General features: G+C 59.1%; 11 protein-coding genes and 2 tRNA genes. 8 read left to right on the plus strand and 5 right to left on the minus strand.

Features of this window, described 5'->3' with window-relative positions; translation table 11 throughout:
- Positions 1-119: 119 nt before the first annotated feature.
- Both IWW33_RS14050 and IWW33_RS14055 read right to left on the minus strand, forming a co-directional pair.
- A tRNA-Leu gene (locus tag IWW33_RS14050) sits at positions 120-206 on the minus strand.
- An 87-nt stretch (positions 207-293) separates the two neighbouring features.
- Positions 294-380: transfer RNA gene (locus tag IWW33_RS14055), tRNA-Leu, on the minus strand.
- Between the two features lie 271 nt (positions 381-651).
- Between IWW33_RS14055 and rnr the strand changes: the two genes are divergently transcribed.
- The 7 genes from rnr to dnaB all read left to right on the plus strand — a co-directional run bounded on the left by rnr (position 652) and on the right by dnaB (position 7,842).
- A complete protein-coding gene (rnr, locus tag IWW33_RS14060; RefSeq protein ID WP_046787806.1) occupies positions 652-3,231 on the plus strand; it encodes a ribonuclease R in 2,580 nt (859 codons plus the stop codon).
- Positions 3,228-3,974, plus strand: coding sequence for a 23S rRNA (guanosine(2251)-2'-O)-methyltransferase RlmB (rlmB, locus tag IWW33_RS14065; protein ID WP_012316466.1), 747 nt, complete (start codon positions 3,228-3,230; stop codon positions 3,972-3,974). Before rnr ends, rlmB begins: the two co-directional genes overlap by 4 nt.
- A 308-nt stretch (positions 3,975-4,282) precedes the next feature.
- The gene (rpsF, locus tag IWW33_RS14070) at positions 4,283-4,708 is read left to right on the plus strand and encodes a 30S ribosomal protein S6 (protein ID WP_003249557.1); all 426 of its coding nucleotides are present in this window, start codon (positions 4,283-4,285) and stop codon (positions 4,706-4,708) included.
- A 28-nt stretch (positions 4,709-4,736) separates the two neighbouring features.
- Entirely contained in the window at positions 4,737-4,967 is a 231-nt protein-coding gene (gene rpsR / locus IWW33_RS14075; protein ID WP_003249563.1) for a 30S ribosomal protein S18, read from the plus strand.
- A 33-nt stretch (positions 4,968-5,000) separates the two neighbouring features.
- On the plus strand, positions 5,001-5,864 hold the full coding sequence (locus tag IWW33_RS14080; RefSeq protein WP_046787807.1) for a hypothetical protein: 864 nt from the start codon (positions 5,001-5,003) through the stop codon (positions 5,862-5,864).
- A 20-nt stretch (positions 5,865-5,884) separates the two neighbouring features.
- Positions 5,885-6,331 (plus strand): 50S ribosomal protein L9, encoded by a 447-nt coding sequence (rplI, locus tag IWW33_RS14085; RefSeq protein ID WP_012316464.1) that lies wholly within the window; start codon positions 5,885-5,887, stop codon positions 6,329-6,331.
- A gap of 113 nt (positions 6,332-6,444) precedes the next feature.
- Entirely contained in the window at positions 6,445-7,842 is a 1,398-nt protein-coding gene (gene dnaB, locus IWW33_RS14090) for a replicative DNA helicase (protein WP_046787808.1), read from the plus strand.
- 115 nt (positions 7,843-7,957) lie between these two features.
- On the opposite strand, the gene IWW33_RS14095 is transcribed toward dnaB, so the two are convergent.
- From IWW33_RS14095 to IWW33_RS14105, 3 genes are read right to left on the minus strand one after another with little or no spacing between them, the layout of a single operon-like run.
- A complete protein-coding gene (locus IWW33_RS14095) occupies positions 7,958-9,625 on the minus strand; it encodes an ATP-binding cassette domain-containing protein (protein ID WP_196914288.1) in 1,668 nt (555 codons plus the stop codon).
- Position 9,626: 1 nt separating this feature from the next.
- Positions 9,627-10,781 (minus strand): YcaO-like family protein, encoded by a 1,155-nt coding sequence (locus IWW33_RS14100; protein WP_115273770.1) that lies wholly within the window; start codon positions 10,779-10,781, stop codon positions 9,627-9,629.
- 50 nt (positions 10,782-10,831) lie between these two features.
- On the minus strand, positions 10,832-10,930 hold the full coding sequence (locus IWW33_RS14105) for an alginate O-acetyltransferase (protein WP_115273771.1): 99 nt from the start codon (positions 10,928-10,930) through the stop codon (positions 10,832-10,834).
- Positions 10,931-11,464: 534 nt separating this feature from the next.
- Here IWW33_RS14105 and IWW33_RS14110 point away from each other — a divergent pair.
- On the plus strand, positions 11,465-13,768 hold the full coding sequence (locus tag IWW33_RS14110) for a YgiQ family radical SAM protein (protein WP_046787809.1): 2,304 nt from the start codon (positions 11,465-11,467) through the stop codon (positions 13,766-13,768).
- The last annotated feature ends 319 nt before the right edge of the window (positions 13,769-14,087 follow it).

A 14,087-nucleotide genomic window follows, 5' to 3' on the forward strand; every position in this document is an offset into this window, starting at 1 on the left:
GGCCGTGTGACGAGAAATTCATGGTTAGCCCATCGTCGGATGGCTGGCCCTGCAGGGGAGGGTGACACAAAAATCGCAGGCAAGAAAAAACCCACTAGCAAGCTAGTGGGTTTTTTGAATGGTGCCCAGGAGAAGACTCGAACTTCCACGACCGTTAAGTCACTGATACCTGAAACCAGCGCGTCTACCAATTCCGCCACCTGGGCAAAGCTTTACATCGTCTGATGAAGGCGACTATCGTTCGCTTTCACACAGTAGTAACAGATCCTTGGTCATCTGTTACTTGAAATACTTGGTGCCCAGGAGAAGACTCGAACTTCCACGACCTTGCGGTCACTGATACCTGAAACCAGCGCGTCTACCAATTCCGCCACCTGGGCACACATTCGAGATAAAAAGATGCTTTACAGCGCCGTTCATCTCTACTACAACTTCGGGGTTGTCCGTCGTTGTGGTGCGCACTATACGGACGCTCCCAGGGGCTGTAAAGCCCTTGATCAAAAAAAATTTCAAAAAATTCAACTTGTTGATTCCACACGCCTATTGCCGCACTGCGGACATGCTGCTGGGGCTGTCCAAGCCCGACATTTCCGGTTTCAATAGGCCTATGCCAGAATTCATATCTATATACCCCAAGGTGAACCCCTTCTGATGGCCGATTGGCAATCCCTCGATCCCGAGGCCGCTCGCGAAGCGGAAAAATACGACAACCCTATCCCCAGCCGTGAGCTGATCCTGCAGCGCCTTGCCGACCGTGGCGAACCGGCCGCGCGCGAGGAGCTGGCGGCCGAGTTCGGTCTTTACGAAGAAGACCAGATCGAAGCTTTGCGCCGTCGTCTGCGCGCCATGGAGCGTGACGGCCAGCTTATCTATACCCGGCGCGGCACATATGCCCCGGTAGACAAACTGGACCTGATCTGCGGCCGGGTCTCCGGCCACCGCGACGGTTTCGGCTTCCTTATCCCTGACGATGGCAGCGACGACCTGTTCCTCAGCCCGTCGCAAATGCGCCTGGTATTCGATGGCGACCGTGCCTTGGCGCGTGTCTCGGGGCTCGACCGCCGTGGCCGCCGTGAAGGTGTGCTGGTAGAAGTCATTTCCCGCGGCCACGAAAGTGTGGTCGGCCGCTACTTCGAAGAAGGCGGCATCGGTTACGTGACGCCGGACAACCCGAAGATCCAGCAGGAAGTGCTGGTGACCGCGGGCCGTAACGGTGGCGCCAAGATCGGCCAGTTCGTCGAGATCAAGATCACCCACTGGCCAACCCCGCGGTTCCAGCCACAAGGCGATGTGGTCGAAGTGATCGGCAACTACATGGCGCCGGGCATGGAAATCGATGTTGCCCTGCGCAGCTATGACATCCCGCACGTCTGGCCCCAGGACGTGATCAAGGAAGCGCGCAAGTTCCGCTCCGATGTCGAAGAGAAGGACAAGGAAAAGCGTATCGACCTGCGCCACTTGCCCTTCGTCACCATCGACGGCGAAGATGCCCGCGACTTCGACGACGCTGTTTATTGTGAGCCGCTTGGCAAGCTGCGGCTGTTCTCTGGTGGCTGGCGCCTCTATGTGGCCATCGCCGACGTGTCCAGCTACGTGCGTCTGGGCTCTGCCCTGGATGTCGAGGCGCAGCAGCGTGGCAACTCGGTGTACTTCCCCGAGCGTGTTGTCCCGATGCTCCCCGAGGAGCTGTCCAACGGCCTGTGCTCGCTGAACCCGCACGTCGATCGCCTGGCCATGGTCTGCGAAATGACCATGAACAAGGCCGGCCAGATGGTCGACTACCAGTTCTACGAAGGGGTGATCCACTCCCATGCCCGCCTGACCTACAACAAGGTCAGCAGCATGCTCGAGCATGCCCGTACCCGCGAGGGCAAGGCGCTGCGCGAGGAGTACCAAGAGGTCCTGCCGGACCTGAAGAACCTGTACAACCTGTACAAGGTGCTGCTCGATGCCCGTCACGCCCGCGGCGCTATCGACTTCGAAACCCAGGAAACCCGCATCATCTTCGGTGAAGAGCGCAAGATCGCGGAAATCCGCCCGACCGTGCGCAACGATGCCCACAAGCTGATCGAGGAATGCATGCTGGCGGCCAACGTCGCCACGGCCGAGTTCCTCAACAAGCATGGCGTGCCGGCGCTGTACCGCGTGCACGATGGCCCGCCACCGGAGCGCCTTGAAAAGCTGCGTGCCTTCCTCGGCGAGCTGGGCCTTAGCCTGCACAAAGGCAAGGACCCTTCGCCCAAGGACTACCAGGCACTGCTTGCAAGCATTGCCGGGCGCCCGGACTTCCACCTGATCCAGACGGTGATGCTGCGTTCGCTGAGCCAGGCGGTGTACAGCACCGACAACAACGGCCACTTCGGTTTGAACTACGAGGCGTACACGCACTTTACCTCGCCGATCCGTCGTTACCCGGACCTGCTGGTGCACCGCGCCATCCGCAGCATCATCCGTTCCAAGGTCGATACTCCGCACGTCAAGCGTGCCGGCGCCATGAGCATTCCCAAAGCACGTATCTATCCGTACGACGTGAACACCCTCGACCAGCTCGGCGAGCAGTGCTCCATGACCGAGCGCCGCGCCGACGAAGCTACCCGCGATGTGGTCAACTGGCTCAAGTGCGAGTTCATGAAGGACCGTGTGGGCGAGACCTTCCCGGGTGTGATCACTGCGGTCACCGGTTTTGGGCTGTTTGTCGAGCTTACCGATATCTACGTCGAAGGCCTGGTGCATGTCAGTGCGCTGCCGGGTGACTACTACCACTTCGACCCCGTGCATCACCGCTTGTCGGGTGAGCGCACCGGGCGTAGCTTCCGTCTGGGCGACACCATCGAGGTCAAGGTCATGCGCGTTGACCTAGACGAGCGCAAGATCGACTTCGAGGTGTCCGATCAGCAGCTCGCTGCGCCGATAGGGCGCAAGGGCCGTGGCGCCGCACCGGCTGCAGAAAAGGCCGAGCAGCAGCCAGTGGTGGAGGCCAAGGCCACACCGAAACCGCGCAGCCGCAAGAGCGAGACCGCCGAGGCTTACTTCCCGAAAGATGCCGTGCAGCGTAATGCTGAAGTGCGCAAAAGTCGCGAAATGAAGAAGGCGCTGATGACCGACGCGCGCACTGGTGGCAACGCCGGCAGCAAGTCGGACAAAGGCGGCAAGCCCTCCGGCAAGCCCACCAAGCACCGTAAAGGCCCGCCGAAATCCGGCGCGCCACGCAAGAGCAAGAACAAGTCATGAGTCAGCTGGAAAAAATCTACGGTGTGCATGCCGTGCAGGCGCTGCTGCAGCACCATCCGAAGCGGGTCAAGCAGATCTGGCTGTCGGAAGGGCGCAGCGAGCCACGCATCCAGGCGTTGCTGGCGCTGGCCGCAGAAAACCGTGTGCAGGTTGGCCAGGCCGAGCGCCGTGAGCTCGATGCCTGGGTCGAGGGCGTGCACCAGGGCGTTGTTGCCGAGGTCAGCCCAAGCCAGGTGTGGGGCGAATTGATGCTCGAGGAGTTGCTCGAGCGCACCGAAACGCCACCGCTGATCCTGGTACTGGACGGCGTCACTGACCCGCACAACCTCGGCGCCTGCCTGCGCACCGCCGATGCTGCCGGGGCTACGGCAGTGGTGGTGCCCAAGGATAAATCGGCGACGCTGACACCGGTGGTGCGCAAGGTGGCCTGCGGCGCAGCGGAAGTGATTCCGCTGGTGGCGGTGACCAACCTGGCGCGTACCCTGGAGAAGCTTCAGCAGCGTGGCCTGTGGGTGGTGGGTACAGCCGGTGAGGCCGAGCAGGAGATCTATCAGCAGGACCTGACCGGCCCATTGGTGATGATCATGGGCGCGGAAGGCAAGGGCATGCGCCGGCTGACCCGTGAACACTGCGATTTCCTGGTCAAGTTGCCAATGTCGGGCAGCGTGAGCAGTCTGAACGTTTCAGTGGCTACGGGCGTCTGCCTGTTCGAGGCAGTGCGCCAGCGCCAGGCCAAGCGCTGATCTGTCGACACTGTAGCGGCCCTATCGCCGGTAAGCCGGCTCCCAAAAGCACCACGCCAGGTTCAATGGCTGTGGTGCTTCGCTGCAAGCCGGCGAGCTGGCGGTAGGGCTCGCCCAAGGTAAAGTGTTTCCGGCTGTTCAAATAATCGCCAATCACCTTGCTTGTGCGCACCGCCTTCTCTACAATTGCGCCCCTTGCCGAGCTGGCAGGCGCGCATGTGCCTCCCCTCCATGGCAAGACATACAGTGTCATTCACTCCTTGTCTGACCAGATACGCTGGCAGACTACTAACCCGTAAGGAGCATTCATGCGTCATTACGAAATCATCTTCCTGGTTCACCCGGACCAGAGCGAGCAAGTCGGCGGCATGGTTGAGCGTTACACCAAGCTGATCGAAGAAGATGGTGGCAAGATCCACCGCCTGGAAGACTGGGGCCGTCGTCAACTGGCCTACGCAATCAACAATGTTCACAAGGCTCACTACGTGATGCTGAACGTTGAGTGCACCGGCAAGGCCCTGGCCGAGCTGGAAGACAACTTCCGCTACAACGATGCCGTGATCCGTAACCTCGTCATCCGTCGCGACGAAGCCGTAACCGGTCAGTCCGAGATGCTGAAGGCCGAAGAGAACCGCAGCGAGCGCCGTGAGCGTCGTGAGCGTCCTGAGCATGCTGACTCCGCCGAAGGCGACGACAGCAATGACAGCGACTCCAGCGATAACGCTGACGAGTAATCCACGGACCTTTTGAGGAGCCTATTACATGGCACGTTTCTTCCGTCGTCGTAAATTCTGCCGCTTCACTGCTGAAGACGTGAAAGAGATCGACTTCAAAGATCTCAACACCCTGAAAGCTTACGTATCCGAAACCGGCAAAATCGTTCCAAGCCGTATCACCGGTACCAAAGCTCGTTATCAGCGTCAGCTGGCTACCGCTATCAAGCGCGCCCGCTTCCTGGCCCTGCTGCCCTACACCGACAGCCACGGCCGCTGAGACCGGGTTGTCGACAAGTAGTAAGGGATAAGCATGCGAGCGTTGGCTGATTTCATCATGCGCGGTCGTGTGCAGGCCACCTTGGTGGTGGTCGTGAGTGCGGTATTACCGCTGCTGTTCTGGTTGAGTGCCGCTGCCGGGAGCCTTGTGCTGCTGCGGCGCGGGTTCAAGGACGCTTCAACGGTCATCGCTTTCGGCCTTTTGCCGGCGGTGGCCATTTGGGCCTTCGGTGATCCAAGCACCTTGCTGGTGCTGTTGGGAACACTGGGGCTGGCCGCCTTGTTGCGTGCCGGGCATTCCTGGAGCCGGGTGTTGTTGTCCAGTGTTGTGTTGGGGTTGGTCTACAGCCTCATCCTGGACGCGGTACTGCGCGAAACCTTCGAAGTGTTGGCCAAGGCGCTTTCCGAAGCGTTGCCGCAAATCGAAGGCAAGCCAGTCATTCCCGGTGAGCTGATCGGCCCTGTGCTGGTCGCTTCCACAGCGGTGATGCTGCAGTTGTTCAGCGTGCTGGCTTTGATGCTGGCGCGTTATTGGCAAGCAGCGTTGTACAACCCTGGAGGCTTCGGTCGCGAGTTTCGCGCCCTGAAGTTGCCGCGGGCAGTCATGCTGGCTCTGGTTGCCGCGATGGTGTTGGGTCCGTTCATCGGCCCGCAGTTCATCGTCCTGGCTTCCGCGTCCAGCCTGGTGCTCGTCCTGGCCGGCATCGCCTTGATGCATGGGCTGGTGGCACAGGGTCGGCTGGCCGGTTTCTGGCTGGTCGGCATGTACGTGACACTGCCGCTGATACTGCAGCTGATTTATCCGTTGCTCGTGGTTCTGGCCATTGTCGACAGCCTGATTGATTTTCGCGGTCGCAAGTCCCCTGAGGGGAATGACTCCGCGAACGGTGAAGGTTAAAAGTTAAGAGGTTTTACCAAATGGAACTGATCCTGCTGGAAAAAGTCGCTAACCTGGGCAACCTGGGCGACAAAGTTAAGGTTAAGGCTGGTTACGGCCGTAACTTCCTGCTGCCATTCGGCAAGGCCACCGTTGCCAACGCCGCCAACCTGGCTGCGTTCGAAGAGCGTCGCGCCGAGCTGGAAAAAGCAGCTGCTGACCGTAAATCGTCGGCTGAAAGCCGCGCTGCCCAACTGGCCGAGCTGGAAGTGACCATCACTGCCACCGCTGGCGACGAAGGCAAGCTGTTCGGTTCGATCGGCACCCACGACATCGCTGACGCCCTGACCGCCTCCGGCGTTGAAGTGGCCAAGGCTGAAGTTCGTCTGCCGAACGGCACCATCCGTCAGGTTGGCGAATACGACGTAGCCGTGCACCTGCACAGCGACGTTGAAGCCACCGTACGTGTGGTCGTCGTAGCTGCCTAAGCTGCGCTGACTGGGTAGCTCCTCGCGGGCTGCCCGGTTAACATCGGGCACGTCCTGTCTCTGAACAGGCCGTGCCCTTTGTCTTTTTCATCCTCCAGAATTCTTTCGTGGCCATGAACGAGATCACCAATCCCGAACAGCTAGACCTGCAAACCGCTGCCCTCAAGGTGCCGCCGCATTCCATCGAGGCCGAACAGGCCGTGCTCGGTGGCCTGATGCTGGACAACAACGCCTGGGAGCGGGTGCTGGATCAGGTTTCGGATGGCGATTTCTATCGGCATGACCACCGCCTGATCTTCCGTGCCGTGCACAAGCTGGCCGACGCCAACCAGCCATTCGACGTCGTCACCCTGCACGAGCAGCTTGACAAGGAAGGCTTGTCGACCCAGGTTGGCGGCCTGGCGTACCTGGCAGAACTTGCCAAGAACACCCCGTCGGTTGCCAACATCAAGGCCTACGCCGCGATCATTCGCGAGCGGGCAACGTTGCGCCAGCTGATCAGCATCAGTACCGACATCGCCGACAACGCCTTCAACCCGCAAGGGCGCAATGCCGCCGAAATCCTCGATGATGCCGAAAGGCAGATCTTCCAGATCGCCGAGGCGCGGCCCAAGACCGGCGGCCCGGTGGGCGTCAACGAACTGTTGACCCTGGCTATCGACCGGATCGACACGCTGTTCAACTCCGACAGCGACATCACCGGCGTTTCCACCGGCTTCACCGACCTGGACGCGAAAACCAGCGGCTTGCAGGCTGCCGACCTGGTCATCGTAGCCGGCCGTCCGTCGATGGGTAAGACCACCTTCGCCATGAACCTCGTGGAAAATGCCGTGTTGCGTACCGACAAGGCGGTGTTGGTGTTCTCCCTCGAGATGCCAGGTGAGTCGCTGATCATGCGTATGCTCTCGTCCCTTGGTCGCATCGACCAGACCAAGGTGCGTTCCGGTCAGTTGGACGATGACGACTGGCCGCGCCTGACGTCGGCGGTCAACCTGCTCAACGACCGCAAGCTGTTCATCGACGATACCGCCGGCATCAGCCCCTCGGAGATGCGGGCGCGTACCCGCCGCCTGGCGCGTGAGCACGGCGAGATCGCCATGATCATGGTCGACTACCTGCAGCTGATGCAGATCCCGGGCTCGGCCGGTGACAACCGGACCAACGAAATTTCCGAGATTTCCCGCTCGCTAAAGGCCTTGGCCAAGGAATTCAACTGCCCGGTCATCGCCCTTTCGCAGCTCAACCGCTCCCTGGAACAGCGCCCGAACAAACGCCCAGTGAACTCCGACTTGCGTGAATCGGGTGCAATCGAGCAGGACGCCGACGTGATCATGTTCGTGTACCGGGATGAGGTGTACCACCCGGAGACAGAGCACAAAGGCGTTGCCGAAATCATCATCGGCAAACAGCGTAACGGCCCCATCGGCTTCGTCCGCCTGGCGTTCATCGGTAAGTACACCCGCTTCGAGAACCTCGCACCGGGCATGTACAACTTCGACGACGACGAATAAATCTGCTTTCATGCAGTTGCGCATAACTCACTGAGTTTGCAAGGCCCGTTCGAAGCGGCTTCAGCCGTGAAGAATTCAGTGCGGCGGGTCGCACCGGCTGCGCCGTTGTTCGGGGCTAAAGCCGGTCCCGCAAGGTGTGCGACGCGCCGGCTAGCTCAGGGTTCTGAGCAATTTTCGCTTGCACCTGGCTAACTATCCGCCCCTCGCTCAGTGTGATCACTCGGTCAAATCGTGACAGCGCGCTTTGATCATGCGTCACGCAAATCAGCCCTCTCCCTTGGAACGCTTCGAACAACAGATCCCAGGTACGCTCGGCCGATCCGGCATCGAGCCCAGCTGTGGGTTCGTCAAAGAAATTGAATTCGCCTGGCTGATTGAGAACGCGTAGCAGCGTCAGCCTTCGTGCTTCGCCGCCCGAAATGGATTCTGCGCGTGCATCCAGGTCAAGTTCGTACCAGTCTTTATCCAAGCCCAGCCGCTCAAGCCATCGTTCGATTTGAGCGCGATCATGATCATGCTCGAACAGTACTGCACGGGGCAGTGGGCCGGGTAGAAAGTGCGCATCCTGAGGGCAGAGTCTTAAGCGACTGAACTGCGCGCAAGCATCGAGCTCAGCCAGGCACCTGCCGTACAATTGAACATGCTCGCGCAACTGGAATACCGTTCCAGCCAGCGCATGCAGAAGCGTCGATTTGCCACACCCGCTGGACCCTATCAGCGCGACCCGTTCTCCTTTGTGCAGCACCAAGGGTTCTTCGATTTCCAGTTGCACACTGTTCCGAGCGCTTAGCAGGCACGGGGCGATGCGCAGCCCTGCGTTGTTATCATGTGATTTCGACTCAGCAGAGCATGTCGGACCGAACGGCGGGAGTCGGAGCCAGTGTTCAAGTTTTTGTTTGTCGAGCCTGAACTGGTCTAGTAGTCGCCAGGCCTCAGCCAGTTGCGCAACCCCTGCCAGCAATCCGCTCACCAAGGTGAAAAGAGCAACGAGTTCGCCCAAGCTCAATTGCGGTGTTGTCAGAGCCTGATCCTGGATGCCCCACATGAGCAGACCGCCACTGCCCAGGCCAATGAACAAAGTGCGCAAGCCCTGAACCCAGCCCCCGCTGTGGGCTACCCTCACCGCTGAGTCGGCATAGGCCGAGAGTGTATGGTTGACCGGGAGCATCGCCGCATGCTCCGCCTTTTCCAGTTTGACCGTCGCCGCGCTCGCGAAGGTATCCACCCATTGTTCCGCCAGTTCATCCTCTCGCGAGTTCACTGCCTCTATATGTGGTCGGCGCCAGCGCACCAGTCGATCATTTGCCCATAGATACGCCAGACTCAAGGGGATGAGACCGATCAATACCGAGGTAGCCCCCAGATATGCGAAGAGCGTTATCAGCACTGTAGCTTCAGCTAGTACCGGCCAAGCTGAACCAATCAGAAAGCCTAGCCAGCGCTCCTGTGCCGTAATTCCCCTATCCAGCACCTTTACCAGTGTTCCGCCATGGAGTTGTCCATAGGCCTCGAAGCGTTTGTCCAACAACGCTCGGCACCAGCGGATGGAGAGCTGTTTCACGCGATCCTGGCAGAGCCGTGCAAGACACCAGGCTTGCAAAGGGGTCATTGAGGCTTGTAATGCGATAAGGAATATGAAGGCTCCGAGTAGAAGCTGGGTAGGCGCGGCTGAGCTGGATATGTTGTCAATGATGTCGGCCAGTATCAGGGCGGGTACGACGGTCGCGACTTTCAGGACCAATGTCGCGCTCAAGGCGGCGATGATTCCTCGATAGATATGCATGTCATTCCCTAATGCCTTTGAATGCGCTCTGCGGCGCGACTGGAATACCTGATCTGATCAGGTGGAATCGCTCCAGTCCGGGTATGAAAACCTGCAGAACCGTGGCGAGATTCGGGTGTTCATAAAGTGTGCGATAAAATACGGCCTTATTTTGTTTTTTCAGATTGATGTGTATGCGCTTGATTTGCCCGCGCACGCTGAGCTCGGTGTGCGGAGGGTGAAGCGTGGGCACGGCGTACGTGGGGCAGGGATTTATAAGTGAAGCCAGCCGGGCTGAGTGGGCAAGCATTTTTTCAGCAGAGAGGTCTTCTTGTTTTTCTCTTGGGCCATAAAGTTGTTTGCACTGAAGGTGCTCGGTTACGGCACGATACATTGCAGTGTATGGGTCGAGTGAACTACCGGAGCCTACGCTACTGAGTGAGCCTTCTGTTTTATCGGGAGAAACAGCGATGCAAAATGGCACCTCATAGAAATCGTGGGTCAAGAATATTTTCAGTTTCTTTGCGTGACGAAGAAGCTCGGCATCATGAGCGAAGGTCTCTTCCAAGAATGAAGTAGAGGGGCGGTAGAGTTCTGGCGGTGAGGCCAGTCCGCAGAGTGACAGGTAGTAAACCGAGAGGGCGTGGCGTTCGATCGCTTCATTAATGGCGTGTAGCAGAGCCTCGTTCTCTGTGCAACCAAGAGCTGTGCCAGAGTTGGTGGCATATTTGGAAAGAAAGCCCGCTGCCGTTTTTTCTATGTCATCAATGTTTCTGGTTGATGGTGCTATTATTATTGCAGGTATTTTTATTTCGTCGTAGCTGTCCAGGCCTTGAAGTCTGAGATAAGGTACCTGGCAACCAGGCGGTAGTGAGTTGAGCAACCAGTCGTCAAATGGTTCTATCGACTTCAATATTTGGTCGCTGTCGATGATGGTAGAAGTTATATCGTCGACGAAGTAATGCTCCAGGCTTTCGGCAAGCGCTCCAAGTTCGCAGTACTCGCCCTTTCCTGCTCCGCAAGAGACCTCTTTGTAGGCGCTGTCGTACAAGTGGCAGGTGGCGACCAGTTTGTTGGTTCTTGCTAATGTTGTTCTTGAATTAAGTCCCAAGTGCTGATGCAGCCTGGTCAGGCGATCGTAGGCTTCGTCTATGTTCAGCTCGCGCTCGGTAATCATCTATGACTCCTTGGTAGTGCCAGAAGGGGTAGCCCCTTCTGGCTTATCGCTTACAGGAGGTTGAGGAAGTCAATCTCGGATTCGATGAATGTGTAGTTCATCACGCGAGGGATCTGCAGCGTGTTGATTTCAGAACGACGACGTCCCATGGTTAGTACTCCTTCAGAGTTGGTTTGAGTGCGCTTTCCGCGCATGAGTGTTGTATCACTTATTTTTTTGCGGGTTCAAGAACTGGTCGGGATTCGTGGCGGAAAGTTATCGTAGGATTTCTTCCCGGTGTTTGAAGTTCGATTCCTACAATTTTTTAAGAGGCAAAGAAAACGTTCTAACAATTAACAAGTTAGCGTTTGCTGAGGGTTAGAGGGGCTAAATATTCTGTAAAAAATCTGGAAGGATTACGGTCGCTCCTCAAAGAGGAGGTGCGATCATCATAGAGCTGAGCGGGTACGAGTTTCCTGCGGGCAGTCGCTCTGATCCTTGGGCCCGTCCCGATCTCATCGGCGCCGAAACTGTTTTGGTAAATACTGGCGACCCAACCACAAACCCCCAAGCCAGCCACGTGGCGCTTCCCGCCCCAACCGTCGCCCCACCCGCCAATCCCCACGAAGGCAGTCGGATTTGGTCAAGTTTTGTGCTATATTCCGCGCCCGCGATTTCCCTGCACAACAGAACCGGTCACTGACATGCAAGCAGCCAAACCACTCTACGACTATCCCAAGTACTGGGCCGAATGCTTCGGGCCAGCACCTTTCCTGCCGATGAGCAGGGAGGAGATGGATCTGCTCGGCTGGGATTCCTGCGACATCATCATCGTGACCGGTGATGCCTACGTCGATCATCCGTCATTCGGCATGGCCATCATCGGCCGCCTGCTGGAAGCCCAGGGCTTTCGCGTGGGCATCATTGCCCAGCCGAACTGGCAGTCCAAAGACGACTTCATGAAGCTTGGTGAGCCGAACCTGTTCTTCGGCGTCGCGGCGGGCAACATGGACTCGATGATCAACCGCTACACCGCAGACAAGAAAATCCGCTCTGACGATGCCTACACCCCGGGGGGCATGGCCGGCAAGCGCCCTGACCGCGCCAGCCTGGTGTACAGCCAGCGCTGCAAGGAAGCCTACAAGCACGTGCCGATCGTGCTCGGTGGCATCGAGGCATCGCTGCGCCGCATCGCCCACTATGACTACTGGCAGGACAAGGTTCGCCATTCGATCCTGATCGACGCCAGCGCCGACATCCTGCTGTACGGCAACGCCGAGCGGGCGATCGTCGAGGTCGCCCAGCGCCTGTCCAGTGGCCAGAGCATCGAAAGCATCACCGATGTGCGCGGTACCGCATTCGTGCGTCGTGACACGCCCGAGGGCTGGTACGAGATCGACTCGACCCGCATCGACCGCCCTGGCCGCGTCGACAAGATCATCAACCCGTACGTCAATACCCAGGACACCCAGGCCTGCGCCATCGAGCAGGCCAAGGGCGACCAGGAAGACCCGAACGAAGCCAAGGTCGTGCAGATCCTCGACAGCCCGCGCATGACCCGCGACAAGTCGGTGATCCGCCTGCCATCGTTCGAGAAGGTGCGTAACGACCCGGTGCTCTACGCCCACGCCAACCGTGTGCTGCACCTGGAAACCAACCCGGGCAACGCTCGTGCGTTGGTGCAGAAGCACGGCGAAGTGGATGTGTGGTTCAACCCGCCACCCATTCCCATGACCACCGAGGAAATGGACTACGTGTTCGGCATGCCCTATGCCCGTATTCCGCACCCGGCCTACGGCAAGGAGCGCATCCCGGCCTACGAGATGATCCGCTTCTCGGTGAACATCATGCGTGGCTGCTTCGGCGGCTGCACCTTTTGCTCGATCACCGAGCACGAAGGCCGGATCATCCAGAACCGCTCCCACGAGTCGATCCTGCACGAAATCGAGGAAATGCGTGACAAGGTGCCGGGCTTCACCGGCGTGGTCTCCGACCTTGGCGGGCCGACGGCCAACATGTACCGCATCGCCTGCAAGAGCCCGGAGATCGAGAAGCACTGCCGCAAGCCGTCGTGCGTGTTCCCGGGCATCTGCGAAAACCTCAACACCGACCACAGCTCGCTGATCGAGCTGTATCGCAAGGCACGCGCCCTGCCGGGTGTGAAGAAGATCCTGATTGCGTCGGGCCTGCGCTATGACCTGGCAGTGGAATCGCCGGAGTACGTCAAGGAGCTGGTCACCCACCACGTGGGCGGTTACCTGAAGATTGCCCCGGAGCACACCGAGCGTGGCCCGCTGGACAAGATGATGAAGCCCGGCATCGGCTCCTACGACCGCTTCAAGCGCATGTTCGAGAAGTACTCGAAAGAGGCGGGCAAAGAGCAGTACCTGATCCCGTACTTCATCGCTGCGCACCCAGGCACCACCGACGAAGACATGATGAACCTCGCCCTGTGGCTCAAGGGCAACGGCTTCCGCGCCGACCAGGTGCAGGCGTTCTACCCGTCGCCCATGGCCTCGGCCACAGCCATGTACCACTCGGGCAAGAACCCGCTGCGCAAGGTCACTTACAAGAGTGAAGGCGTGGAGATCGTCAAGAGCGACGAGCAGCGCCGCTTGCACAAGGCGTTCCTGCGTTATCACGACCCGAAGGGCTGGCCGATGCTGCGCGAGGCACTGGAGCGTATGGGCCGTGCCGACCTCATTGGCCCGGGCAAGCATCAGTTGATCCCGCTGCACCAGCCGCAGACCGACACCTACCAGAGTGCACGGCGCAAGAACTCGACGCCGGCCGGCAGCCACAAGGTGGGCAAGGATCAGAAGATCCTCACCCAGCACACCGGTTTGCCGCCGCGTGGCAGTGACGGCAGCAAGCCGTGGGACAAGCGTGAGAAGGCCAAGGCTGAAGCGTTCGCCCGCAACCAGCAGGCGGCCAAGGAACGCAAGGAAGCGGCAAAAGGTGGTGGCAAAGGCAGCAAGAAGCCGCGCCAGCCTGTCATTCCGCGCTGATTGATTCTTGGGGCTGCTTTGCAGCCCATCGCGACACAAGGCCGCTCCTACAATGTCCGCGCAAGCACAATTCATTTGGCAGCGCGGTCGATGTTGGAGCGGCCTTGTGTCGCGAAAGGACCGCAAAGCGGTCCCAAAAGCCTCTGGGTCAATCAGGCTTCTTGTCGACCCACTTCGCCGCCAAGGCCGAGAAAACCACGCGACTTCTCGTTGAGTCCATCCGCATCAAACAAGCCTGGCCTTAATGTTCGAAGGCAGTTGTCACTCCGGGCGGGAGAATTCACAGATCGCACCGCTGGCCCCGTGGGCGTAGGCGGCG

Source organism: Pseudomonas sp. M2, from assembly GCF_015751845.1.
Taxonomy (GTDB): Bacteria; Pseudomonadota; Gammaproteobacteria; order Pseudomonadales; family Pseudomonadaceae; genus Aquipseudomonas; species Aquipseudomonas putida_E.